This is a genomic window from Massilia sp. GCM10023247 (genome assembly GCF_042653325.1).
GTDB lineage: Bacteria > Pseudomonadota > Gammaproteobacteria > Burkholderiales > Burkholderiaceae_D > Telluria.
This window is the reverse complement of sequence record NZ_JBHSIB010000024.1, coordinates 286,083-307,963: the sequence shown is the minus strand read 5'-3', so window position 1 is coordinate 307,963 and position 21,881 is coordinate 286,083. Positions and strand designations below refer to the sequence as shown.

The following is a 21,881-nucleotide window of genomic DNA, read 5'->3' as shown; positions in this document are numbered from 1 at the left end:
CGGCTAGAATGAAACCACATGTGTTACCTATGTCCCTAGCCAGGTGTTACCTATGTCCCTGTGCTGAACACAGTGCCCACCCTACGGAACCTGCCGGCCGAACGAGGCCGGCAATAAAAAAGGCGCTTCCGTAGAAGCGCCTTGTCGCTGAGCCGATCCGGGATTACTGGACCTTGGCCTTCTTGATCAGCGAATCGCGGAACTCCGCCAGCTTGCGCTGCTGGATCTGTTCTGCGACCTGCTGCTTGACCTGGTCGAGCGGCGGGATCTGGACTGGACGGACGTCTTCCAGCTTGATCACGTGGTAGCCGAACTGGGTCTTGACCGGGGTGTCGGTGACGCCGCCTTTTTGCAGGGCAACCATCGCCTTCGAGAACTCGGGCACGAAGCGGGTAGGATCGGTCCAGCCGAGGTCGCCGCCATTGGCTGCCGAACCCGGATCCTTGCTCTGCTTGGCCAGCTCGTCGAACTTGGCGCCGCCCTTGAGCTTGGCGATGATGGCCTTCGCTTCGTCTTCTTTCTCGACGAGGATGTGGCGAGCGTGGTATTCCTTGTCCGGTGCGCCGGCCTTGGCCTTGTCGTACTCGGCCTTGATCTCGGCATCCTTGACAGGGTTCTTCTTGACGTAGTCGGCCAGCATCGCGTTGATGATGATGCTCTGGCGCGCGTTGTCGATCTGGGCCTTGACGTCGGCGCGGTTGCCCACGCCTTGCTTGTCGGCTTCCTGGATCAGCACTTCACGGCCGATGAGTTCTTTCTTGATCATGTCACGCAGTTGCGGCGAGTCGGTCGCACGGCCCTGGGCCACGACTTGCTTGACCATCTGGTCGACGCGCGACGCCGGGATTGCCTTACCGTTCACGGTCGCGACATTCTGGGCGAGAGCCGGCAGTGCGACCATCGCGGCCATGGCGAGCAACAGGCGGGTTGGCTTCAAAATCATTGTTCAGATCCTATAAAAACGCGAAATATCGCCCGCTGGCGACGAAAGCCGGCGTCGGTAAAGACGCCGGTAGCACAACATCTTACTGCACCTTTGCCTTTTTCACCATTTCGTCTTGGTAAGCGGCAAGCTTGGACTGGGTCAGGCTTTCGGCGATCTCGCTCTTGATCTCGTCCAGAGCCAGCACTTTGACCGCGCGGGTGTCGTCGACCTTGATGACGTGGAAGCCGGCGCTGGTCTTGACCGGGGTCTCGGTCACGCCGCCTTTTTGCAGCTTGGTGAAGCCGGCAGCGAATTCAGGCGGGAAGGCCGACGGGCTGGCCCAGTCGAGGTCGCCGCCGGTGTTGGCGGTGCCGGTGTCCTTGCTCTGCTTGGCCAGTTCTTCGAACTTGGCGCCGCCCTTGAGCTTGGCGATGACCGCCTTCGCATCGGCTTCGTTGTCGAGCAGGATGTGGCGCAGGTGGTATTCCTTCTCGCCGGCCTGGGTCTTGACGAAGCGGTCGTACTCGGCCTTGATGTCGGCGTCGGTGACCGGGTTCTTCTTGATGTAGTCGCGGGCCAGCTGGTTGACGACGATCGCCTGGCGGGCGCTGTCGAGTGCCTGGCGCACTTCCGGCTTCTTGTCGTAGCCTTGCTTGATCGCTTCCTGCATCAGCACTTCGCGTTCGATCAGGCTTTGCTTGATCTGCAGGCGCAGTTGCGGGGAATCCTGGCCCTGGCCGGATTGCACGACCTGCGCCACGACCGCGTCGACGCGCGAGGTCGGGATGGCCTTGCCGTTGACGACGGCGAGGTTCTGGGCGAATGCGGGCGCTGCGGTAGTGGCAAATGCGGCGATCAGGGCTAACAGCAGCCGTGCTGGCTTAAAAGTCATTATTGGATTTCCTGTGGAGGGAGTTGCTTGGACGAGATTAGATTTTTATTTTGCAGAGCAGTTCAACACATTGTGCGACAGATTGGCAAGGCGGTGCTTAAGAGAAGCTGAGGGAGGCTGATCCCGCAGGCCCGGCACCATGGCCCCGAACCGGCCTCAGTCCGGTCGTCAGGCCAGTTCGCCAAGCCGGTTCTCAGTCGAGTTCCGAGGGCGCCAGCGCCGTGATGGCCAGGGCATGAATCTCGGCCCGCATCATATCGTGCACGGCATCATACACCAGTCGATGGCGCATGACGAGTCTTAGTCCCTCGAAGCGGCTGGACACGATTTTCACGCTGTAATGCCCGCCGCCGGAGGCCGCGCCGGCGTGCCCGACGTGCAGCGCGGAGTCGTCGCTGACCTCGAGCCGGTCGGGCGCCAGCGCCGCCTGCAGCGCGTTCCGGAGCCGCTCGAGGCGGGTGTCGGCGTTGGCGGTCGTGGCGGCAGTCATGCTTCCTCCTGGGGCACGTGCTTCACCAGCATCAGGGCCTGGCCCATGCTGAAGACGAAGAAGATGGCGGTCATGCCGAATACCTTGAAATTCACCCAGGCGCTGGTGTTGTCGCGGAAGACGACAAAGGCCATCAGGAGGTTCAGCGCGCCGAGCAGGAACAGGAAGATCATCCAGCTGTAGCCCACCCGCGGCCAGACCGCCTCCGGCAGCGGCAGCGCTTCTTTCATGACGCTGCGCATCAGGTTCTTGCCGAAGAAGACCTGGCTGACGAACAGCGCGGCGGCGAAGATCCAATACAGCATGGTCGGCTTCCACTTGATGAAGGTCTCGTCGTGGAAATAGATGGTGGCCCCGCCGAAGAGCACGATGACGAAGAAGGAGACCCACAGCATCGTGTCGACCTTGCGCCGGCGCACCATCAGGTAGCCCACCTGCAGCACCGTCGCCAGGATCGCGACCACGGTGGCCAGCATGATCGGCGCCTGGTCGGCAATGATCTTGCCGCCCGAAACCAGGCCGCCGAGGTAATGGTCGGCCAGGGCGCTCGCTGCTGCGGGGTCATTGTTACCGAGCTTGTAGACCGCGAAGAACAGGATCAGCGGGAAGAAGTCAAACAGGAATTTCATGGTGCTCCAGAAGGTGGTTCAGTGGTTCTTTAGATGTCCTCGAACCGCAGGGCGGCCGAGTTGATACAGTAGCGCAAGCCGGTCGGCGGCGGGCCGTCCGGGAAGACGTGGCCCAGGTGGGCGTCGCACACGGCGCAGATGATTTCGGTGCGCACCATGCCATGGGTACGGTCGACCTTTTCGATCACGTTCTCGGGGTCGAGCGCCTTGAAATAGCTGGGCCAGCCGCAGCCGCTCTCGAACTTGGCATCCGATTCGAACAGCGGGGTATTGCAGCAGACGCAATGATAGATGCCGTGCTCGTGATGATCCCAGAACTTGCCGGTGAAGGCGCGTTCGGTGGCGGCGTGGCGCGTGACCTGGTATTCCATCGGGTCGAGCTGGGCACGCCATTCGGCATCGGTCTTGGTTACTTTCTCGGTCATGTCGGTCTTTCCAGGAAAACGAAGGAAAATAAGGTAAAACTTACGAGGAACAGCTGACTTCGAGGTGCGCCGCCCAGTCCGGCGGCAGTGCCGCATAGGCTTCGCGGCCAGGCTGCTCGTCGAAGGGACGCTCCAGCACGGCGAGCAGCGCGCGCACGCCGGAATAATCGCCGTTCTGTGCCTGTTCGATCGCCTGCTGGGCCAGATAGTTTCGCAGGACGTATTTCGGATTGACCCCGTTCATGGCGCTGCGGCGTTGGTCGTCGCCGCGCGCTTCGCTTGCCAGGCGCGCGCGGTAGCGCAGGGCCCAGTCGTCGAACGCGGCGCGGTCGATGAACAGGTCGCGCAGCGGGGCGTCGAGCGCAGCCGGGTCGGCGCCTGCGGGGTCCGCCTTCAGGTCGCCGAGGCGCCGGAACAGCAGCGTGAAGTCGACGTGGCTGGCCTGCATGATCGAAAACAGGCCGTCGAACAGCGCGCGGTCGCCTTCTTGCACCGTGGCCAGGCCGAGTTTCGCATGCAGCAGCTCGTCGAGCTTGCGTTCGAATTCGGGCATGTAGACGTCGAGCGCCTCCTGTGCCGCGTCGGTCGAATCGATCAGCGACAGCAGGGCATTGCCCAGCGCATAGCAATTCCAGTGGCCGACGGCGACCTGGTTCGCATACGAATAACGGCCGCCCTGGTCGGTATGGTTGCAGATGTGGTGGACGTCGAAGGCTTCCATGAAGCCGAAGGGCCCGTAGTCGAGGGTCAGGCCGAGGATCGACATGTTGTCGGTGTTCATGACGCCATGCATGAACCCGACCGACTGCCAGTGCGCGATCATGCGCGCGGTACGGCGCGTGACCTCGGCCAGCAGCGCCTGGTAGGGATTCGCGGCCGCGCGCAGGTCCGGATAGAAGGTATCGATCACATAGTCGGCCAGCCTGCGCAGTTCGTCCTCGCGGTTGCGGTAATGCCAGTGCTCGAAGGAACCGAAGCGCACGAAGGAGGGCGCCATGCGGGTGACCACCGCCGCCGTTTCGACGCTCTCGCGCATGATCCGCTGGTTCGAACCGGTGACCACCAGTGCGCGCGTGGTCGGGATGCCGAGCGCGGCCATCGCCTCGGAACAGAGGAATTCGCGGATCGAGGAGCGCAGGACGGCGCGGCCGTCGCCCATGCGCGAATACGGGGTCTTGCCGGCGCCCTTGAGCTGCAGCTCCATGCGGCCTTCCGGACCGTCGAGGTCGCCCAGCAGGATGGCGCGGCCGTCGCCGAGCTGGCCGGCCCAGACCCCGAACTGGTGGCCGGAATACACGGCCGCCAGGGGCTGGGCGCCGTCGGGCACCTGGTTGCCGGTGAAGGTGGCGACGAAATCGTCCTGCGCCAGCGCGGCAGGATCGATCCCGACCAGCGCGGCGGCGCGGCTGCTGGCGGCCACGAAATACGGCGCAGGCAGGGGCGTGGGCATCAGCCGCGTGTAGAACGCGGGCGGCAGCTCGGCAAAGCCGTTACCGAAGGTGAGTTCGTCAGGTGTAATGGCAGCTCCAATGCAAAAGGCCGAAGGGCGTGATGATGCGACAACGGGATTCTACCGTACGGGGCCGATTCTATTCGCGCACGCCTGATTGGCAAGCGCGCTTACAAGCGGTAACCAGGACGCATGGGCGGGCCGACGCTGGTGCAGGGGGAGCTATTGCAGTGCAACATCGAAACCTGTTGACGGGCTCCGCCAGGGCGGCCGACACTCGGCCGGAGTTGACGAACCTGCCACAGGAGACCCCGATGACGCCGTATCAAAAAAGCCCGGTGATGGGCCAGATGATGGACCAGCAGCTGCTTATCTCCAGCATTATCGAATTCGCCGCCCGCCATTACGGCAGCAACGAGATCGTGTCGCGCCGGGTCGAGGGCGACATGCACCGCACCACCTACAAGGAGCTCGAACTCCGGGCCCGCAAGATGGCGCAGGCGCTGCAGGGCCTCGGTGTCGCGATGGGCCAGCGCGTCGCCACCCTGGCCTGGAACGGTTACCGCCACATGGAGCTGTACTACGCGGTGTCCGGCTCGGGCGCCGTGCTGCACACGATCAACCCGCGCCTGCACCCGGAGCAGATCGCCTACATCGTCAACCATGCCGAAGACCAGTACCTGTTCTTCGACCTGACTTTCCTGCCGCTGATCGAGGCGGTGGCGCCGCACTGCAAGACCGTCAAATCCTTCGTGCTGATGAGCGACCGCGCCCACATGCCGCAAGAGACGAAGATCGCCAGCCTGCTGTGCTACGAAGACCTGGTTGCCGCCAGCAGCGGCGACTACGCCTGGCCGCAGTTCGACGAACATTCGGCCGCCGCGCTGTGCTACACCTCGGGCACTACCGGCAACCCCAAGGGCGCGCTGTACTCGCACCGCTCGACATTGCTGCACGCCTACGCCTCGGCGATGCCGGGCTCGCTCAACGTGTCGGCGCGCGACGTGGTGGTGCCGGTGGTGCCGATGTTCCATGTGAACGCCTGGGGCCTGCCGTATTCGGTACCGCTGTCCGGCGCCAAGATGGTGTTCCCCGGCGCGGCGCTCGACGGCAAGTCGCTCTACGAGCTGTTCGAGGCCGAGGGCGTGACCTTTTCGGCCGGGGTGCCGACCGTCTGGCTGGGCCTGATCAACCACGCGCTGCAGAACAACTTGCAGTTCTCGACCTTCCGCCGCACCGTGATCGGCGGCTCGGCCTGTCCGCCGGCGATGATGGGCACCCTGATCGACAAGCTCGACGTGCAGGTCATCCACGGCTGGGGCATGACCGAAATGTCGCCGCTCGGCACCACCGGCGGCCTGCAGGCCAAGCACCTGGCCTTGCCGAAGGAGGCGCAGCGCAAGATCCTGCACAAGCAGGGCCATGCCATCTTCGGGGTCGACATGAAGATCGTCGACGACGAGGGCAAAGAATTGCCCTGGGATGGCGAGACCTATGGCCACCTGTACGTCAAGGGGCCGTGGATCGTGTCCGGCTATTTCCGCGACGAAGGTGGCGATGTCCTCAAGGACGGCTGGTTCCCGACCGGCGACGTGGCCACTATCGACCCGGACGGCTACATGCAGATCACCGACCGCAGCAAGGATGTGATCAAGTCCGGCGGCGAGTGGATCGGCAGCATCGACCTGGAAAACATCGCCATGGCCCACCCGGCGGTGCTGCAGGCGGCCTGCATCGGCGTGGCCCACCCGAAATGGGACGAGCGCCCGCTGCTGGTCGTGGTCAAGCGGCCGGGCCAGGAAGTGACGCGCGAGGAATTGCTGGGCTTCTTCGAGGGCAAGATCGCGAAATGGTGGCTGCCGGACGACGTCGTGTTCACGGAAGCCCTGCCGACCGGGGCGACCGGCAAGATCCAGAAGAACCGGCTGCGCGAGCAGTATCGGGAGCACAGGCTGCCGACCGCCTGAGCGGCCGCGCGCCGCTCCTAGCTGCGCCCCGGCAGCAGGTGGCGGAAGGTGGGCTCGATGTTCAGCGCATGCAGATGGCGCACGATGTCTTCGAGCGTGGCGTCGCGCAGCAGCAGGCCCTCGCGAGGCGTGGCGTCTGCCGGAGCGTGGGCCTGGGGCTGGGCCGGCGTGGCGGCAGGCCCAGGTGCAGGTGCAGGTGCAAGCGCGGCGAGCACCTGGCCGAACTGGGCCGGGCCGATGCTCTCCAACCCTTCGAGGAAGGCGGTCTGGGCCGCCAACGGCGGCGCCATCTCGAGGCCCGGCTCCTCGGCGAAGGAGGCGCCCATGCCGGGGTTGATGAAAGCCGCCCACTTGCCGCTGGCGTTATCCAGGCAAGGCGGCAGCGGGACCGGCAGGCTCGCGTCCGCCACGGGAACGCAGCCGTGCGCGGCGCGCAGGCGCTCCAGCAGCAGCTGCGCCTGGGCGACGGGAACCGGGTCCGCGAACGACAGCCACAGGCGGTAGCCGTCGGCGCCGGAAATGCTCACGGCGGGAGCCGGAAAGCCATATTCCGCCTGCAGGATGCTGGCCAGCTCGCACAGCGCGCTCCAGTGGGCGTCGCCGCCGCTGCCGTCCCCGGGAAAGGGGAGCACAAGGCAGCGGGTCTGGCCGCCGACGGGCGCGATGGCCAGCGTTTCCTGCCCCTGCAGGTGGCGCGCCAGGCGCTCGGGCGTCGCGAAGCCGGGCACCAGGTACAGGCGCATCCATTGCGCAATCAATTTATCCATTTCGCTTACTCCAGATTCAGGTCGATCGGTGCCGCTGCCGGGCATGGCGGCGCGCCATTCTGACACAGGGACGCGGAGAGCTGGAAAGCGGCGAACAAGCGCCGCGCCGGTCCGCCGAAAAATGGCCAGCTCAGGAATAAGACGACCGTACTTTTATCGGTTATAGTTGACGGATCTGGTCCAACAATCACAAGGAAGAGACATGAGTGCAGACTACGTCGTGCAGGGGAGCGTTGCCGTCATCACCCTGAACAATCCACCGGTCAACGGCCTGGGCCTGGCCACGCGCACGGCCGCGGTCGAGGGCTTGCGCCGGGCGGAGGCCGACGATGCCGTCACGGCCGTCGTGATCACCGGTGGCGGCAAGGTGTTTTCGGGCGGGGCCGACATCCGCGAGTTCAATTCGCCGAAAGCGCTGACCGAACCGACGCTGCACACCCTGATCGCCACCGCCGAGAACCTGTCGAAACCGGTGGTGGCCGCCATCCACGGCGTCTGCATGGGCGGCGGGCTCGAGCTTTCGCTGGGCTGCCATTACCGGGTCGCGCTGCCGGGCGCCCAGATCGGCCTGCCGGAAGTCAAGATCGGCCTGGTGCCGGGCGCCGGCGGCACCCAGCGCCTGCCGCGCGTGGTCGGGCTGGAACAGGGGATGAACATGATCGTCACCGGCACGCCGGTACTGTCGGAAAAGCTGGCCGGCACCAGGCTGTTCGACCGCGTGTTCGAGGCCGGGGCCGACCTGGTCGCGTCCAGCGTCGAGTTCGCCCGCAGTGTCGCGGACGTTCGCCCGTTGCCGAAGGTGCGCGAGCTGAAGGTCGAGTATCCGGACCATGAAGCCTTCCTGGCCGCGACGCGCGAGAAGGTCAAGGCCGCGGCCGGTGCCTTCCCGGCGCCGCTGGCCTGCGTCGAGTGCGTCGGCGCGGCCGTCGGCATGCCGATCGAGGAGGGGCTGAAATTCGAGCGCGAACGCTTCCTGGCCCTGGCCCAGACCCCTGAATCGAAAGCCCTGCGCCATGCCTTCTTCGCCGAGCGCGCGGCGGGCAAGGTGCCCGACGTGCCAGGCGACACGCCGACGCGCAGCATCGCGCAGGCGGCCGTGATCGGCGCCGGGACCATGGGCGGCGGCATCGCGATGAATTTCGCGAACGCCGGCATTCCCGTCACGATCCTGGAAACGAAGCAGGAAGCGCTCGACAAGGGCCTGGCGACGATCCGCAAGAACTACGAGAACACGGTGAAAAAGGGCAAGCTGGCGCTTGACAAGGCCCAGCAGCGCATCGACCTGATCAAGGGCACGCTGAGCTACCAGGACATCGCCCAGGCCGACATCGTGATCGAGGCCGTGTTCGAGGACCTGCAGGTGAAGGAGACCGTGTTCCGCCAGCTCGATGCCGTCATGAAGCCGGGCGCCATCCTGGCCTCGAACACCTCGACGCTCGACCTGAACCGCATCGCCGGCTTCACCAAGCGCCCGCAGGACGTGATCGGCCTGCATTTCTTCAGCCCGGCCAATGTGATGAAGCTGCTCGAGATCGTGCGCGGCAAGGAAACCGGCAAGGACGTGCTGGCCACGGCGCTGGAGCTGTCGAAGAAGATCAAGAAGACGGGCGTGGTGTCGGGCGTGTGCGACGGCTTCATCGGCAACCGCATGCTCGAGCAATACCTGCGCCAGGCCTTCTTCCTGCTGGAAGAAGGCGCGCTGCCGGAACAGGTGGACAAGGCCATCGAGGGCTTCGGCTTTGCGATGGGCCCCTTCCGCATGAGCGACCTGGCCGGCAACGACATCGGCTGGTACGTGCGCAAGCGCCGCGCGATCGAGTCACCCGACCTGGTCTACTCGAAAGTGCCGGACCTGCTGTGCGAGCAGGGGCGTTTCGGCCAGAAGACGGGCGCCGGCTGGTACGACTACCAGCCCGGCGACCGCAGCGCCCACCCGTCGCAGGCCGTGAACGACCTGATCTTCGCCCAGTCGGCGGCCGAGGGCGTCGAGCGGCGCGCGATCGGCGACGAGGAAATCGTCCAGCGCCTGGTGTTTGCCCTGGTGAACGAGGGCGCGCGCATCCTGGAAGAGGGGATTGCCCTGCGCGCCTCCGACATCGACATGGTCTACCTCACCGGCTACGGCTTCCCGCTGCACCGCGGCGGACCGATGTTGTACGCCGACACGGTGGGCCTGCCCAAGGTGCTGGAAGCTATCCGCGGCTTCGCGGCCGGACGCCACGGCGAGGGGTGGAAGCCGGCGCCGCTGCTCGAGCGCCTGGCAAGCGAGGGCCGGGGTTTTAACGGCTAGGTTTCACGCCTGGCGTTCCGTCGGCCTTGGCCGGGCGGCGGCGCGAAAGGACGAGAGCGGCGAGCAGGGCAAGGGCGAAGTACACGGCAATGTCGAGGACGAGCGCCCCGACGACCAGCCTGTCTTCGCCGAAGGCCAGTTGCCGCTCGCGGGACACCCCCGGCGCATCGAACAGGAATGCGACCGGGAAGCCGCCCTTCAACTCGGGCCGGTAGCAGGGATCGGCCGCGCCCGGTCCACACAGGTTGCCATACTGGACCAGGCGCGGCCCGATGCGCTCGACATGGACCGAAGCGAGCGCCAGCACGATTGCCGCCATGAGGGCGACGAGACCGGCCTTGGCCCAACGTTTTTTCATGACGGCCGCTGTGCGTCAGCTCTCGGGGTCGTAGTGGAACTCGCGCAGCTCCTGGGCACAGCGGCAAGCCGAGGCGATCCTGGCCGCCCACTCGACGGCGGCTGCCCTGGACGGCAGCTCGAGCACGCAAAAGCCCCCATCGAACTCGCTGGTCTGGCGGTAGGTCCCGGTCGTGCAGCTACCGTCCGCCGACACCATGACCGGCGCCACCTCGGCATTGATACCGCCGCCAAAGACGTAGACGCCGGCAGCCTTTGCCTCGCGGATCACTGCCCGCGCCGCCTCGCCGACCGCAGCCATCTCCTCGGCAGGAACGTCCATTGCACTTGCAGGGAAGGAGACAAGATATTTGGCCATGGCTGGATGCCCAATCGTGAGGTTTATGTACGAAGCCTGAAATGAGACGCCGGCTATGGAGGGAGAAGAGCTGGCGAGATTCGTCGGCCGAACAGACACTCAGTGTACGGCAGTTGTTGACCCACAATAAGTATTAGAGTGCATAGGTGCAGGAGTCTGTAATGTTCAGTTGGCGGTCAGAATGGCAAGAAGAGCGGCACCGGATACAACCGCCAGGATACTTAACCACATCACGATTACTCCGTCTCGTGTTCTTTCTCGCCATAACCTTAGGAAATAGCCAAAATCTTCGGCACGACACTTTCCTTCGCTAACATGCTTAGCCCATAAATAGTTGTTTACTATGCCGCAAAATACGAGGAGAAAACCGAAGAAACTACGGTAGGGGTAGAGCCACTCTAGGACGTCCGTCAGCATATCGCTCCTGGAAGGGGATGTGTTAATACTCTGCACTTATAGTACGTCGCACTTGGCGCGGTCGCAGACCTTACATGTGTGATAAGTCTACCGAATTTGTTGCTGACTGGGAAATTGGCATGTCTGGTCAAGGCGAACTGGACGTCTGCTACCGACCCGAAGCGGACCTTCCTGAACGGTCACTACTCAGCGAGAGAGGACATAGAATGTTTCGATGCATATTGCGAGGACGAGGCCAATTCCAACATAACTTGACCACATCACGAACTTTCCTTCCCGGCTGCCCTCTTTGCTCAGTTTTGCGTAGTAGCTCCACGCGTGCCCTGGCTCGTACGCTTTTCTCTTCCGATGTTTGGAATCGATGATTCTGTTCGGAATACCCGCAACGAGTATGTAAATTGGGACTACAACCTCGATAATCATGGCGACCTTAAGCTGGTCTTTCAGTGACAGATTTCCAATGGCCGCTTCTGGCCGAAAGCAGTCCCACTGCAGCGTCCGCTCCCGACCCAAAAAACGGACTGGGCACTTACGAGTAATCGACGATTGCTGCCAGTGCAGGCAGCTCATTAGACATGTCGTCCAAGCATTTTTTCATGATGCTTGCATCTCGAGGGAAGCGCTCCGCAAACGGTCCCCAACCGATCAATTGAAGATGCTCGGGCATCTCGACAAGCGCGGTAATCGAGTCCCAAAAAGCATCCCAGTTCTGCCCATACCAGCCGGGAAAGTCCAGAGCTTCGGATAACACTTCATGCAAGTGATCGAAACTTTCAATCTCGGACATGTCTACGGTAACGAAAGCCTTTCTCATTGCTCCCTCATCAATGATGAACGTCTGTTGCAGGACGATTGCAGCACTATTGTAGCGTCCGCTAACGACCCGAAGCGGATTAAGCGATAACGAAAACATCCGTCGAACGTTCAGGCCAGATGACCGTGAAAATGTCGGGATGCACATTGCGGAAAGCGATATGCGATCAGTGGCGAGGCGTAGCGAGCGTGCGGCTACCGAGGTGGGTGATACTGGCTGGTAGCGGGTAACAGGTATGCAATTTCCGTAGGTCGGGCAAGGCAAGATAAGTCGAGTAAGATCAGACTGAACTCCCTTACAGCAACACCGCAAGTCCCCTTACACTACAATGTCGGGTATGAAAAAAAGAGCCCTAAAGCATCTGGGATACGTTGGTATCACGATCGTCGCGTTTATCGGACTAAATTGGGTCAATGAACTTGCGTTTCTTCCGCTTGAGCAAAGCAAAGGCGTTAACTGGATCTTCCTTCCCGCCGGCGTGCGCCTCCTGGCAACCCTGCTTTTTGGATTCGCCGGCTTCGTCGGCTTGTTCCTGGCAAGTATCTACCTCAACTTCTACCACTTCGCCTTCGAGAGCGATGTGCGTGCGATGAGTGGTGCCATCGCCGCAGCGGGTGGGCCCTACCTAGTCTATCTCTTCGCGAAACACTGGTTTGACCTGGGGCCGCGCCTGAAGAATCTGACGGCGGGGCGGCTCCTGTTTACCGGCGTCCTGTGCGGACTCATGAGCCCCGTCTTTCATCACGCACTCATTTGGGTCCACACCGGGCTCGTCGACTGGACCGCGCTGCTGGCAATGATCACGGGCGATCTGGTCGGGATTCTGATCGTGCTGTACATTGCGAAGGGACTGATCAAGCTGACCGATCCGCGCGATGTCGATGCGCATCCTTATTGAGACCCGAAGCGGACCGGGCACCAAACCGACTCCCCGTCAGCCTGGCGGTGCGGGCATTGCGCCGCGCGCTTCCGATTTCTTCCGCGTTGCCAGTCCTGCTGCTACATAGGCCAGCCATTGATCCTCCTCGTTGATGGCGCCGTTTACCACCTCGATTTTCTCGAAACTGCGCCAGGTCCACGGGGAATTCAAGAACACGAGGTAGGTCCCGCCGACAACGAAGTCGGGGTGGAGGCAACAGCCGCCGCCGTTCATTACGCGGCCCCCGCCGCGCTTCCAGAACGTCGGGTCTGCATGATGGTCGAAGCTGGTATCGTCGCCGTTGCCTGCGGTGCCAGCTGGACCCGGCATGGGGAGTAATAGCCACTGCGCGTGCCACGGTAAGCATGGATTCGAGATGGGGAGCGATTGTAAGCCTGGGCCTCGACAAGAAAGAACGAGCCGGCATGTCTTGCGTATGGGTCCGCTTCTGGCCAAACTCGACCATCCAAAGGATCATAACAGCTTGGCAAGGCCGAAAAGTCACAGACTGTCACGAGAGGCCGAATGGTCCCGAGTGCGCTTGAACGAGGCTTGTCAGCGGGCTCAGGCTCAATTTCCCGAACGTCTCGACAATAAATAAACGGATTCGTTTACTTATCCCTGAGCCCGCGTTACGATGCCTGTATTGCAACGGACTGGACCTCCCGTGAAGACTGCGCTCCTGATCGCCAGTGCCTGCCTGCTGGGTTTGCTCTCGACCACGGGTGCCTCGCTGCCTTATCCCATCCTGCCGCCGCTGTTCGCGGCCGGGGCCGAGAATGCCCTGACCGGCTTCCTCGGCCTGCCACCGAAGCTGCTGTTCGGCATCGCGCTGATGATCAATCCGCTGGGCCTGCTGATCGGCAGCGCGGTGCTGGGGCCGGTTTCGGACCGCCTCGGGCGCCGGCGCGTGCTCCTGATCACGGCCATCGGCGCGGCGGTCGGGCATGCGCTCACGGCGGCGGCCCTGGTGGCCGAATCGTATCCGCTGTTCCTGGTCGCGCGCTTCGCCACCGGCCTACTCGAGGGAAATGGCTCGATCATGCGCGCGATGCTGGCAGAACGCCTGCAGGGCGGCCTGCGCAACCATGCACTGTCCTGGCTGAACGGCGCCTTCCACCTGGGCTGGCTGGTCGGACCGCTACTGGCGGGATTGACGATCGGGCTCGGCATCACCGTTCCCTTCTATATTGCCGCCGGCGCGCTGCTGCTGGGCGCCGGCCTGGCGGCGCTGGCCCTCGAACACGAGCCGCGCGAGCAACTCGAGGGGGAGGGGCAGGGGGAGGGTGTCCCGGCCGCCAGCTGGTGGACGGTGGCACGGGAGCGCCATTCGCTCACGCTGCTGCGCCATACGCCGCTGCGCACGCTGTTCACGGTGCACTTCGCGTATGCCTGCGGCGTGGCGGCCTTTTATGAATTCTTCCCGATGTGGCTGGTCGACATCGGCCGTTACGACACCCGCCAGATCGCCTTCGTGAACATGGGCATGTGCGCCCTGATGACTTTTGCCGCCCTGTTCGCGGGCCGTGCCAGCCCGCGCGAAGCCCGGCGCCGTGCCAGCGGCCATGCGGCGATCGCCGCGACGGCCATCCTGGCGGTGGGCCTGGGCAACCTGTGGATCGGGCTGGCCGCCATCGTCCTGTTCGGCCTGCCGCATGCGTACTACAACGCCACCCTGCAGGGCTGGTCGGCCGACCAGTTTGCGGCGCACGGGCAGGGCGCGGTCATGGGCCTGCTGTCGACGACCTTTTGCCTGGCCAACATCGTGATGGCGCTGGTGGGCGGGGTGCTGGCGCTGGCCGATACGCGCCTGGTGCTGATCGTCGGCGGCCTGCTGGCGGCCTGGTCCGCACTGGCAATGCGCAACTGGAGCGCGCGCGCCGTCGGCGCCGCGATGGCCGATACCCGAGGGGTGAAATGAAGTCCTACGACCAGATACTCATGCTGCTCAAGACCCGTGGCGCACAGACGGCGCAGGCCTTGGCCGACCTGATCGGGTTCACGGCAATGGGCGTGCGGCGCCAGCTGGAGGCGGCCGTCGCCGACGGCCTCGTCAGCCACGTCGACACGCCGGGCAAGGTCGGGCGTCCGGTGCGGCGCTGGCTGCTCACCGAACAGGGCCATGCACGCTTTCCGGACCGGCACGCCGAGCTGAGCCTGGACCTGATCACGGGCGTGCGCAGCCTGTTCGGCGAGGCCGGACTGGAAAAGCTCATCGTCGCGCGCGAGGCCGCCAGCGAGCGTGCCTGCCGCGAGCGCATGCCCCGCGGCGCCACCCTCGACCAGCGGGTCGCCGCCCTGGCCGAAGCGCGCTCGCTCGAAGGCTACATGGCCGAGACCGAGCCGCGGGTCGACGGCAGCGTGCTGCTGGTCGAGAACCATTGCCCGATCTGCACGGCGGCCCAGGCCTGCCAGCAGTTCTGCCGCTCGGAGCTGGACGTCTTCCGCCGCGTGCTCGGGCCGGGGACGAACGTGGTGCGCATCGAGCACCGCCTCGAGGGGGCGCGGCGCTGCGTCTACCTGGTCAGCGAAAGGTGAACCGCCTGAGCCGGGATGAAAAAAAGCCGCTGTTTCCAGCGGCTTTTTGCTTCCGGCTGCGGGGCCGGAAGGACCTGCTTAGTCGGCAGCGTAGATATCGTTGTTCTTCGTTTCGCGAACGAAGAGCGCACCGATGACGACCGTGATCAGGGCGATGATGATCGGATACCACAGGCCGTAGTAGATGTTGCCGTTGGCCGCGACCAGGGCGAACGAGATGGTCGGCAGCAGGCCGCCGAACCAGCCGTTACCGATGTGGTAGGGCAGGGACATCGAGCTGTAGCGGATACGGGTCGGGAACATCTCGACCAGCATCGCCGCGATCGGGCCGTAGACCATGGTCACGTAGAGCATCAGGATGAACAGCAGCAAGACCAGCATCGGCTTGTTGATCTGGGCCGGGTCGGCTTTTTCAGGATAGCCGGCGGTCTTGAGCGTGGCGACGACTTCCTTGTTGAGGGCGGTCTGGCGTGCCTTGTCGGCGGCGATGAAGTCCAGGTTGTCCGGGGTCATGGTCGCGTTGAACGACTGGATCACCTTGTCGCCGACGGTGATTTGCGCAACCGAACCGGCAGGCGCGGCAACCGTGGTGTAGTTGACCGAGGCGTTGGTCAGCATGCGGGTGGCGATGTCGCATGACGACGGGAACTTGGCCGTGCCGGTCGGGTCGACCTGGAAGTGGCAGGTGGCCGGGTCGGCATGCACGATCACCGGCGAGCTGGCGATGGCTTGCGCCAGAGCGGGGTTGCCGTAGTTGGTGATGGCCTTGAAGATCGGGAAGTAGGTGGCCGCGGCAATGACGCAGCCGCCGAGGATGATCCACTTGCGGCCGACGCGGTCCGACAGCCAGCCGAAGAACAGGAAGAACGGGGTGCCCAGCACCAGTGCGATGGCGATCAGGATGTTGGCGGTCGGGCCGTCGATCTTGAGCGTCTGGGTCAGGAAGAACAGGGCGTAGAACTGGCCGGTGTACCAGACCACGGCCTGGCCCATCGTCAGGCCGAACAGCGCCAGCAAGGCGATCTTGGCGTTCTTCCAGTTCAGGAAGGCTTCCGACAGCGGGGCCTTCGAGGTCTTGCCTTCGGACTTCATCCGCACGAAGGCGGGCGATTCGGCCATGGCGAGGCGGATCCAGACGGAGACGCCCAGCAGGATCACCGACACCAGGAAGGGAATGCGCCAGCCCCAGGCGGTGAACTCGGCCTCGCCGACCGCGGTACGGGTGCCGAGGATGACCAGCAGCGACAGGAACAGGCCGGCCGTGGCGGTGCACTGGATCCAGGCGGTGAAGAAGCCGCGCTTGCCTTCCGGCGCATGCTCGGCGACATAGGTCGCCGCGCCGCCGTACTCGCCGCCCAGGGCCAGGCCCTGCAGCACGCGCAGCGACACCAGCAGGATCGGCGCCGCGATGCCGATCGTGGCATAGCCCGGCAGCAGGCCGACCAGGAAGGTCGAGGCGCCCATGATCAGGATGGTGACCAGGAAGGTGTATTTGCGGCCGATCATGTCGCCCAGGCGGCCGAACACGAGCGCGCCGAACGGACGCACGATGAAGCCGGCTGCGAAGGTCAGCAGGGCGAAGATGAAGGAGGTGGTGGGGTCACCAAGGAAGAACTGCTTGCCGATGATGGAAGCAAGCGCGCCGTAGAGGTAGAAGTCGTACCATTCGAACACCGTGCCAAGCGAGGACGCAAAGATCACCTTGCGTTCTTCCTTGGTCATCGCCCCAGAGGCAGGCGCTGCCTTGCCCCCTGCGGTCATGCCGGGTGTGATAGCCATGTTATTTGTCTCCGTATAGTAATGTAAGTCATCGGATAGCCGATACTCGGTCAGCTGGGACGGAGTGTGGACCGTTAAACTTACGTCATGCTTGCTCCAAACTTACCCCAAACTTACGTCGAATTGACGTGCCCGCTTGTGCGCTTGAGGTAGTCCGGCGCCGTGGCGATCGCCTTCGCCGTTCGACAGCGGCTCCGGCCCAAAGATCCCGAACAGGCCGGTTTTTCGGAGCAGGTTTTGCGAACGACCGTACTGGAGTGCTATGCTCGCCTGGTCCGGCATCCGGGCACGGGCGGCGCGCCATGCGTCCCGCCTGCGATAGGCAAATCCATTCGTATTTATTGTTGAGATTCGAAAAACATATGATCAAACACATCGTGATGTGGAAGCTGAAGGACCACGCCGAGGGCGCCGACCGCCTCGCCAATGCCGCCGAGATGAAGCGCCGGCTCGACGCCTGCGCGCAGATCGTGCCCGGCATCCTCGCCTTCGAGGTGAGCCTGGCCCAGCCGGGCCTGGAAGCGACCTACGACGTCGTGCTGTACTCGGAGTTCGAGGACCGCGCGGCGCTGGCCGCCTATGCCGGCCACCCGACGCACCAGGCCGTGGTGCCCTTCATCGGCGCGGTGCGCGAGGCGCGCCAGTGCATGGATTACGAAGTCTGAGCCCATTTACATAAAATATACGGAGACGGCATGCGCACCACCCAGGAACTCTTTTCGTTGCAAGGTAAAACCGCGCTGGTGACCGGCGGATCGCGCGGCCTCGGGCTGCAGATGGCCGAGGCGCTCGGCGAGCAGGGCGCGCGCCTCGTGATTTCCTCGCGCAAGCAGGACGAACTCGACGCCGCCGTGGCGCACCTGGCCGAGCGCGGCATCGACGCGTCCAGCATCGCGGTCGACCTGGCGCAGGAGGCGAACGTGCTGCCTTTCGTCGAGGAAGCGCTGCGCCGCCTCGGCCAGATCGACATCCTGGTCAACAACGCCGGCGCCAGCTGGGGCGCGCCGGCCGAGGATCATCCGCTCGAGGCCTGGGACAAGGTGATGAACCTGAACGTGCGCAGCATCTTCCTGGTGTCGCAGGCGGTCGGCAAGCTGTCGATGATTCCGCGCCGCTACGGCCGGATCGTCAACATCTCCTCGATCGCCGGCCTGGCCGGCAATCCGCCCGGCACCATGAGCACGCTCGCCTACAACACCTCGAAGGGCGCGGTGGTGAATTTCACCCGCGCGCTGGCCGGCGAATGGGGCCGCCACGGCATCACCGTCAACTCCATCGCGCCGGGCTTCTTCCCGTCTAAAATGACCAAGGGGGTGCTGTCCACCTTCGGCGCCGACGCGCTGGCCAAGGATGCGCCGCTCGGACGCCTCGGCGACGACGAAGACCTCAAGGGCGCGGTGGTGCTGTTCGCCTCCGACGCCGGCAAGCACATCACCGGCCAGATCCTGGCCGTCGACGGCGGCGTGACTGCCGTCTGAGGAGAAGGCATGAAGGATTTCAAGGACAAGGTCGCCGTCATCACCGGCGCCGGAAGCGGCCTGGGCCGTGAGTTCGCCGAGGTCGCAGCCGAACTCGGCATGAAGCTGGTGATCGCCGACATCGAAGCCGACGCCCTCGAGCGCGCCACCGACGCGCTGCTGGCGCGCGGCGCCGAGGTGCTGGCGATGGTCTGCGACGTCAGCCGCGGCGCGCACGTGCAGGAACTGGCGGACGCGGCCATTGCGCGCTTCCACGGCATCCACCTGGTGTTCAATAACGCCGGGGTCGGCTCGGGCGGGCTGATCTGGGAAAACAGCGAGGCCGACTGGGAATGGGTGCTGGGCGTGAACCTGTGGGGCGTGATCCATGGGGTGCGCGTGTTCACCCGCACCATGCTCGAGTGCGCCAAGCGCCACCCGGACTTCGAGGGGCATATCGTGAACACGGCCTCGATGGCCGGGCTGCTCAACGCACCGGCGATGGGCGTCTACAACGTGTCCAAGCATGCCGTGGTGTCGCTCTCGGAAACGCTCTACCACGACCTGCAGCTGGTCGGAGCGCCGATCGGCGCCTCCGTGCTGTGCCCGTATTTCGTGCCGACCGGGATCCACCATTCGCACCGCAACCGGCCGGAAGAGCTCAAGCCCGACGTTGCGCCGACGGCCAGCCAGCTGGCGGCCCAGGCGCTGACAGCGAAGGCGGTCGAATCGGGCAAGGTGTCGGCCGGCGACGTGGCACGCACTACCTTCGACGCGATCCGCGCGGGCCAGTTCTATATCTTCTCGCATCCGCAGGCGCTCGGCGGCGTCCAGGAGCGGATGGCGGCGATCATGCAGGCGAAGAACCCGCCCGACCCGTATGCCGCCACGCCCCAGGTGCGCGAAATGCTGCGCGCCCGGCTGTAGACGGTGCAGCCCGGCCCCCGGCTAGCGGCCGTGGTCGGCCAGGTCGGTGCTGGTCGTGGTTGGATTATTGCTCGGGAAATCGTCGATCGTGCCCTTGCGCGCCGGGGTCTGGCAGGCCAGCAGCAGCGCGGCGACGCCGAGCGAGAGCAGGAGTGAAGCGGGGCGCATGGCTGCCTCCGTATGCATAAAGCATAGAAGGTAACGCGCTAAAAGCGGGGACGTTTGATCTGCGTCAAATCGTAGGGTGAACTCCGTCCACGCGGTGCTAGGGCGAGCACCCGCAACGGGCAGCCTCACTGGATCGATCGCGCGGCCGCTGGGCGTGGACGGAGTCCACCCTACGAAACCGCGATCAGGGTCGCAATATGCGCTCGTGCAATTCTGCCGGCGCATTCTCGTACAGCTTCACCACCGTCGAGGTGCGCGTGCCGTATCCCGGCGTCTCGATGCACACCGCCGACAGCACCCGCTCGAGGTCGATCGGCACGCCGGTTTCCGGCAGGCGCATGTCCGGCGCGCGGGTGGTATCGGCCAACATCTCGAAATACGCGTCTTCCGGCGCGCCCTGGCACAGCAGGCTGGCGAACTGGGCCTTGGTGCGGGTGACCTTCGGCCAGGCTTCGTCGAGCAGGCCGTTCGAGATGCCGTAGATGCGTCCGGGCGCCAGGGGCTTGCCGTTGCGCTCGTCGTTGCCGGCCCGGTTCGAATACCAGTACAGCGCGTCCTGGTCGCCGAGCACGAGGTTGAAGCCGTTGTAGACGTCGCCGCGCGCCGCGACCTGGTCGAGGTAGTCCCCGGCCGACAGCGAGCCCTTCAGGAAATCGGCCACCAGCTCACCGCGCGAGGGGGCGTTCGTCCGGCCTTCGCCCGGCGCCCGGATATTCGTCAAGGCCGCAAATTTCGGGCCGCTCGGGCCTTCGCGGGTGATGCCCATCCAGCTGCCGCCGTGTTCCAGATCGCGTCCGGCGATGACGTTGGGCTGCTCGGGCCAGGGCGCGGCGGGCGCGCTCGGGCGGTCGTAGAATTCGTCGCGGTTGGCGGCGGCGATCACCGGCACGCCCGGAAAGACGCGCCAGGCAAAGACGATCAGGCACATGATGTCACCTCCACAAACACTTCGGCGCGGCGCGGGCCGGCGGTCAGTTCGCCGAGGCCGGCAGCGGACGCCGCCGTTTCGAGCGCGGCGGCAAAGGCCTCGCTGACCTGCGGATAGACTTCCATCCAGGTCTGCAAGCCCTCGTTGCTGCCGGGCCGGCGCTTGAGCTGGCAGCCGGCCGGCGCGATCCAAGCCTGCAGGCTGCGAACGAGCGGTTCGAGGCGCGCGGCGTCTTCGCTGCGCACCTTGTAGTACACGTAAAGGTCGATCATGCTAGACGTCGAGGGCATCGAGCGCGTAGGGCATGGGCAGGAAGCGCAGCTGCGGGCCGGCGCTCGAGCCGAGGCGCACGTCTTCCTGCAAGGCCGCCAGCTTGATCTCGACCAGCAGGTCGGCGCCGCCGAGCCCGTTCGGCGCGGCGTTCACGACCATGCCGCAGGGCTGGTCCGGATCGGCCGTGGCAAACACTTCCTCGCCGGCGCGGGCGCCTGCGTTGTCGCAGGAGGCGAGGGCAGTACGCCGCTTGAGCTTGCCGAGATACTGGCTGCGCGCGACGATTTCCTGGCCGGGATAGCAGCCTTTCTTGAAATTCACGCCGCCCAGCAGTTCCAGGTTGATCATTTGCGGCACGAACTGCTCCTGGGTCGCGGCGGTGACCTGCGGCATGCCGGCATGGATGGCGGACAGGCGCCAGGCCGCGTTGCCGCCCGCATGCAGCTGGCCGCGCAGGGTGGCGAAGGCCTCCTGCGCGGTCTGCACCGAGGTCAGCCACAGGTAGCGCGGTGCGCCGAACGCATCGGGCAGGCGGATCACGGTGCCGGCAGGCGACTCGGTCTTGCCCCAGGTCGCGGCCGGCAGCGTGGCGACCAGCGCGCGCAGTGCGGCTTCGCCCGCTGCCCCGCCGATCCCGAGCACGGCGCCGACCTGCTCTTCCTCGGTGGCGTCGCGCAGCTTGGCTTTGGCGCGCAGCACGAACATCGTCAGGCGCTTTTGCAGCGGCGCCTGGATGCCACGAGGCAGTTGCAGCCAGATGGTCCCTTCCGCGCCGCGCCACATCAGGAACGTCGCCTGCAGGCGGCCCTTCGGCGTGCAGAATCCGGCCAGCCGGGCTTCACTTGGTCCGAGGTGTTCGACGTCGTTGGTCAGCTGCTTGTGCAGGAAGGACGCGGCCTCCTCGCCGGCGACGGCGATCAATCCGAGGTCGGTGATGGGGGCAACGAAACCTGCGGCGAGCTCGGCAGCGCTGAGGCTGCGGCCGAAGTCTTCGACGACGTTGTCAAGACCGCTGGCTTCGTCGATATGGAAGCGGGCGCCATGCGACGCCAGGTGTTCTGTCCAGTTGCTCATAAATCCAGAAATGTTTCCCGATTAGGCTATCATTACG

At 64.7% G+C, this 21,881-nt stretch carries 24 protein-coding genes; 8 read left to right on the top strand and 16 right to left on the bottom strand.

Features of this window, described 5'->3' with window-relative positions; genetic code table 11:
- Positions 1–163: 163 nt before the first annotated feature.
- The 6 genes from ACFPAH_RS20660 to ACFPAH_RS20635 form a co-directional block, all read right to left on the bottom strand.
- Positions 164–943: a foldase protein PrsA gene (locus ACFPAH_RS20660; protein ID WP_379749095.1), complete on the bottom strand. Its 780-nt coding sequence runs from the start codon at positions 941–943 to the stop codon at positions 164–166.
- Positions 944–1,025: 82 nt separating this feature from the next.
- Positions 1,026–1,817, bottom strand: a complete 792-nt coding sequence (locus ACFPAH_RS20655) for a peptidylprolyl isomerase (protein ID WP_379749093.1) — start codon at positions 1,815–1,817, stop codon at positions 1,026–1,028.
- 193 nt (positions 1,818–2,010) lie between these two features.
- On the bottom strand, positions 2,011–2,307 hold the full coding sequence (locus tag ACFPAH_RS20650) for a BolA family protein (RefSeq protein ID WP_379749091.1): 297 nt from the start codon (positions 2,305–2,307) through the stop codon (positions 2,011–2,013).
- Positions 2,304–2,936: a septation protein A gene (locus ACFPAH_RS20645; protein ID WP_379749089.1), complete on the bottom strand. Its 633-nt coding sequence runs from the start codon at positions 2,934–2,936 to the stop codon at positions 2,304–2,306. The genes ACFPAH_RS20650 and ACFPAH_RS20645 overlap by 4 nt, the downstream gene beginning before the upstream one ends.
- A gap of 29 nt (positions 2,937–2,965) precedes the next feature.
- Positions 2,966–3,361, bottom strand: coding sequence for a peptide-methionine (R)-S-oxide reductase MsrB (gene msrB / locus ACFPAH_RS20640; RefSeq protein WP_379749087.1), 396 nt, complete (start codon positions 3,359–3,361; stop codon positions 2,966–2,968).
- A 40-nt stretch (positions 3,362–3,401) separates the two neighbouring features.
- The gene (locus tag ACFPAH_RS20635) at positions 3,402–4,892 is read right to left on the bottom strand and encodes a protein adenylyltransferase SelO (protein ID WP_379749103.1); all 1,491 of its coding nucleotides are present in this window, start codon (positions 4,890–4,892) and stop codon (positions 3,402–3,404) included.
- Between the two features lie 233 nt (positions 4,893–5,125).
- Here ACFPAH_RS20635 and ACFPAH_RS20630 point away from each other — a divergent pair, with 233 nt between their 5' ends.
- Complete coding sequence (locus tag ACFPAH_RS20630; protein WP_379749085.1) at positions 5,126–6,778, top strand: 3-(methylthio)propionyl-CoA ligase; 1,653 nt, start codon at positions 5,126–5,128, stop codon at positions 6,776–6,778.
- Positions 6,779–6,795: 17 nt separating this feature from the next.
- On the opposite strand, the gene ACFPAH_RS20625 is transcribed toward ACFPAH_RS20630, so the two are convergent.
- A complete protein-coding gene (locus tag ACFPAH_RS20625) occupies positions 6,796–7,545 on the bottom strand; it encodes a hypothetical protein (RefSeq protein ID WP_379749083.1) in 750 nt (249 codons plus the stop codon).
- Between the two features lie 202 nt (positions 7,546–7,747).
- Here ACFPAH_RS20625 and ACFPAH_RS20620 point away from each other — a divergent pair, with 202 nt between their 5' ends.
- Complete coding sequence (locus ACFPAH_RS20620) at positions 7,748–9,835, top strand: 3-hydroxyacyl-CoA dehydrogenase NAD-binding domain-containing protein (protein WP_379749081.1); 2,088 nt, start codon at positions 7,748–7,750, stop codon at positions 9,833–9,835.
- Here the strand turns inward: ACFPAH_RS20620 and ACFPAH_RS20615 are convergent.
- The 3 genes from ACFPAH_RS20615 to ACFPAH_RS20605 form a co-directional block, all read right to left on the bottom strand.
- Positions 9,825–10,193: a hypothetical protein gene (locus tag ACFPAH_RS20615; protein WP_379749079.1), complete on the bottom strand. Its 369-nt coding sequence runs from the start codon at positions 10,191–10,193 to the stop codon at positions 9,825–9,827. The two genes, ACFPAH_RS20620 and ACFPAH_RS20615, sit on opposite strands and share 11 nt — an antisense overlap.
- 15 nt (positions 10,194–10,208) lie before the next feature.
- The gene (locus ACFPAH_RS20610) at positions 10,209–10,514 is read right to left on the bottom strand and encodes a YciI family protein (protein WP_379749077.1); all 306 of its coding nucleotides are present in this window, start codon (positions 10,512–10,514) and stop codon (positions 10,209–10,211) included.
- A gap of 982 nt (positions 10,515–11,496) precedes the next feature.
- A complete protein-coding gene (locus ACFPAH_RS20605) occupies positions 11,497–11,781 on the bottom strand; it encodes a barstar family protein (protein ID WP_379749074.1) in 285 nt (94 codons plus the stop codon).
- Positions 11,782–12,118: 337 nt separating this feature from the next.
- Here ACFPAH_RS20605 and ACFPAH_RS20600 point away from each other — a divergent pair, with 337 nt between their 5' ends.
- Positions 12,119–12,679 carry a hypothetical protein gene (locus ACFPAH_RS20600; protein ID WP_379749072.1) on the top strand — a complete coding sequence of 187 codons (561 nt, stop codon included), beginning with the start codon at positions 12,119–12,121 and terminating at the stop codon, positions 12,677–12,679.
- A gap of 36 nt (positions 12,680–12,715) precedes the next feature.
- Here ACFPAH_RS20600 and ACFPAH_RS20595 read toward each other — a convergent pair whose 3' ends face one another.
- Positions 12,716–13,030, bottom strand: a complete 315-nt coding sequence (locus ACFPAH_RS20595; RefSeq protein ID WP_379749070.1) for a hypothetical protein — start codon at positions 13,028–13,030, stop codon at positions 12,716–12,718.
- Between the two features lie 337 nt (positions 13,031–13,367).
- On the opposite strand from ACFPAH_RS20595, the gene ACFPAH_RS20590 reads away from it, so the two are divergent.
- Entirely contained in the window at positions 13,368–14,621 is a 1,254-nt protein-coding gene (locus ACFPAH_RS20590; RefSeq protein ID WP_379749068.1) for an MFS transporter, read from the top strand.
- Positions 14,618–15,238: a helix-turn-helix transcriptional regulator gene (locus tag ACFPAH_RS20585; RefSeq protein ID WP_379749065.1), complete on the top strand. Its 621-nt coding sequence runs from the start codon at positions 14,618–14,620 to the stop codon at positions 15,236–15,238. The genes ACFPAH_RS20590 and ACFPAH_RS20585 overlap by 4 nt, the downstream gene beginning before the upstream one ends.
- 78 nt (positions 15,239–15,316) lie before the next feature.
- Here ACFPAH_RS20585 and ACFPAH_RS20580 read toward each other — a convergent pair whose 3' ends face one another.
- Positions 15,317–17,017 (bottom strand): MFS transporter, encoded by a 1,701-nt coding sequence (locus ACFPAH_RS20580; protein WP_379749063.1) that lies wholly within the window; start codon positions 17,015–17,017, stop codon positions 15,317–15,319.
- Between the two features lie 362 nt (positions 17,018–17,379).
- On the opposite strand from ACFPAH_RS20580, the gene ACFPAH_RS20575 reads away from it, so the two are divergent.
- From ACFPAH_RS20575 to ACFPAH_RS20565, 3 genes are read left to right on the top strand one after another with little or no spacing between them, the layout of a single operon-like run.
- Complete coding sequence (locus ACFPAH_RS20575; protein ID WP_379749061.1) at positions 17,380–17,682, top strand: Dabb family protein; 303 nt, start codon at positions 17,380–17,382, stop codon at positions 17,680–17,682.
- Positions 17,683–17,712: 30 nt separating this feature from the next.
- The gene (locus ACFPAH_RS20570; protein ID WP_379749059.1) at positions 17,713–18,495 is read left to right on the top strand and encodes an SDR family oxidoreductase; all 783 of its coding nucleotides are present in this window, start codon (positions 17,713–17,715) and stop codon (positions 18,493–18,495) included.
- A 9-nt stretch (positions 18,496–18,504) separates the two neighbouring features.
- A complete protein-coding gene (locus tag ACFPAH_RS20565; RefSeq protein WP_379749057.1) occupies positions 18,505–19,401 on the top strand; it encodes an SDR family oxidoreductase in 897 nt (298 codons plus the stop codon).
- Between the two features lie 21 nt (positions 19,402–19,422).
- Here the strand turns inward: ACFPAH_RS20565 and ACFPAH_RS20560 are convergent, their stop codons facing one another.
- The 4 genes from ACFPAH_RS20560 to ACFPAH_RS20545 form a co-directional block, all read right to left on the bottom strand.
- The gene (locus ACFPAH_RS20560) at positions 19,423–19,569 is read right to left on the bottom strand and encodes a hypothetical protein (protein ID WP_379749054.1); all 147 of its coding nucleotides are present in this window, start codon (positions 19,567–19,569) and stop codon (positions 19,423–19,425) included.
- A gap of 184 nt (positions 19,570–19,753) precedes the next feature.
- Positions 19,754–20,497, bottom strand: coding sequence for an NRDE family protein (locus tag ACFPAH_RS20555; protein WP_379749052.1), 744 nt, complete (start codon positions 20,495–20,497; stop codon positions 19,754–19,756).
- Positions 20,488–20,769 (bottom strand): DUF4936 family protein, encoded by a 282-nt coding sequence (locus tag ACFPAH_RS20550; protein ID WP_379749050.1) that lies wholly within the window; start codon positions 20,767–20,769, stop codon positions 20,488–20,490. Before ACFPAH_RS20550 ends, ACFPAH_RS20555 begins: the two co-directional genes overlap by 10 nt.
- Before the next feature lies 1 nt (position 20,770).
- On the bottom strand, positions 20,771–21,844 hold the full coding sequence (locus ACFPAH_RS20545; protein WP_379749048.1) for a YgfZ/GcvT domain-containing protein: 1,074 nt from the start codon (positions 21,842–21,844) through the stop codon (positions 20,771–20,773).
- Between the last annotated feature and the right edge of the window lie 37 nt (positions 21,845–21,881).

Excerpts from the sequence above, each read along its gene's own strand:
- msrB (WP_379749087.1), bottom strand. The coding sequence starts at position 3,361 with ATGACCGAGAAAGTAACCAAGACCGATGCCGAATGGCGTGCCCAGCTC.
- ACFPAH_RS20645 (WP_379749089.1), bottom strand. The coding sequence starts at position 2,936 with ATGAAATTCCTGTTTGACTTCTTCCCGCTGATCCTGTTCTTCGCGGTC.
- ACFPAH_RS20575 (WP_379749061.1), top strand. The coding sequence starts at position 17,380 with ATGATCAAACACATCGTGATGTGGAAGCTGAAGGACCACGCCGAGGGC.
- ACFPAH_RS20600 (WP_379749072.1), top strand. The coding sequence starts at position 12,119 with ATGAAAAAAAGAGCCCTAAAGCATCTGGGATACGTTGGTATCACGATC.
- ACFPAH_RS20650 (WP_379749091.1), bottom strand. The coding sequence starts at position 2,307 with ATGACTGCCGCCACGACCGCCAACGCCGACACCCGCCTCGAGCGGCTC.
- ACFPAH_RS20620 (WP_379749081.1), top strand. The coding sequence starts at position 7,748 with ATGAGTGCAGACTACGTCGTGCAGGGGAGCGTTGCCGTCATCACCCTG.
- ACFPAH_RS20655 (WP_379749093.1), bottom strand. The coding sequence starts at position 1,817 with ATGACTTTTAAGCCAGCACGGCTGCTGTTAGCCCTGATCGCCGCATTT.
- ACFPAH_RS20560 (WP_379749054.1), bottom strand. The coding sequence starts at position 19,569 with ATGCGCCCCGCTTCACTCCTGCTCTCGCTCGGCGTCGCCGCGCTGCTG.
- ACFPAH_RS20570 (WP_379749059.1), top strand. The coding sequence starts at position 17,713 with ATGCGCACCACCCAGGAACTCTTTTCGTTGCAAGGTAAAACCGCGCTG.
- ACFPAH_RS20580 (WP_379749063.1), bottom strand. The coding sequence starts at position 17,017 with ATGGCTATCACACCCGGCATGACCGCAGGGGGCAAGGCAGCGCCTGCC.
- ACFPAH_RS20610 (WP_379749077.1), bottom strand. The coding sequence starts at position 10,514 with ATGGACGTTCCTGCCGAGGAGATGGCTGCGGTCGGCGAGGCGGCGCGG.
- ACFPAH_RS20565 (WP_379749057.1), top strand. The coding sequence starts at position 18,505 with ATGAAGGATTTCAAGGACAAGGTCGCCGTCATCACCGGCGCCGGAAGC.
- ACFPAH_RS20585 (WP_379749065.1), top strand. The coding sequence starts at position 14,618 with ATGAAGTCCTACGACCAGATACTCATGCTGCTCAAGACCCGTGGCGCA.
- ACFPAH_RS20615 (WP_379749079.1), bottom strand. The coding sequence starts at position 10,193 with ATGAAAAAACGTTGGGCCAAGGCCGGTCTCGTCGCCCTCATGGCGGCA.
- ACFPAH_RS20660 (WP_379749095.1), bottom strand. The coding sequence starts at position 943 with ATGATTTTGAAGCCAACCCGCCTGTTGCTCGCCATGGCCGCGATGGTC.
- ACFPAH_RS20555 (WP_379749052.1), bottom strand. The coding sequence starts at position 20,497 with ATGTGCCTGATCGTCTTTGCCTGGCGCGTCTTTCCGGGCGTGCCGGTG.
- ACFPAH_RS20625 (WP_379749083.1), bottom strand. The coding sequence starts at position 7,545 with ATGGATAAATTGATTGCGCAATGGATGCGCCTGTACCTGGTGCCCGGC.
- ACFPAH_RS20630 (WP_379749085.1), top strand. The coding sequence starts at position 5,126 with ATGACGCCGTATCAAAAAAGCCCGGTGATGGGCCAGATGATGGACCAG.
- ACFPAH_RS20595 (WP_379749070.1), bottom strand. The coding sequence starts at position 13,030 with ATGCCGGGTCCAGCTGGCACCGCAGGCAACGGCGACGATACCAGCTTC.
- ACFPAH_RS20545 (WP_379749048.1), bottom strand. The coding sequence starts at position 21,844 with ATGAGCAACTGGACAGAACACCTGGCGTCGCATGGCGCCCGCTTCCAT.
- ACFPAH_RS20605 (WP_379749074.1), bottom strand. The coding sequence starts at position 11,781 with ATGAGAAAGGCTTTCGTTACCGTAGACATGTCCGAGATTGAAAGTTTC.
- ACFPAH_RS20550 (WP_379749050.1), bottom strand. The coding sequence starts at position 20,769 with ATGATCGACCTTTACGTGTACTACAAGGTGCGCAGCGAAGACGCCGCG.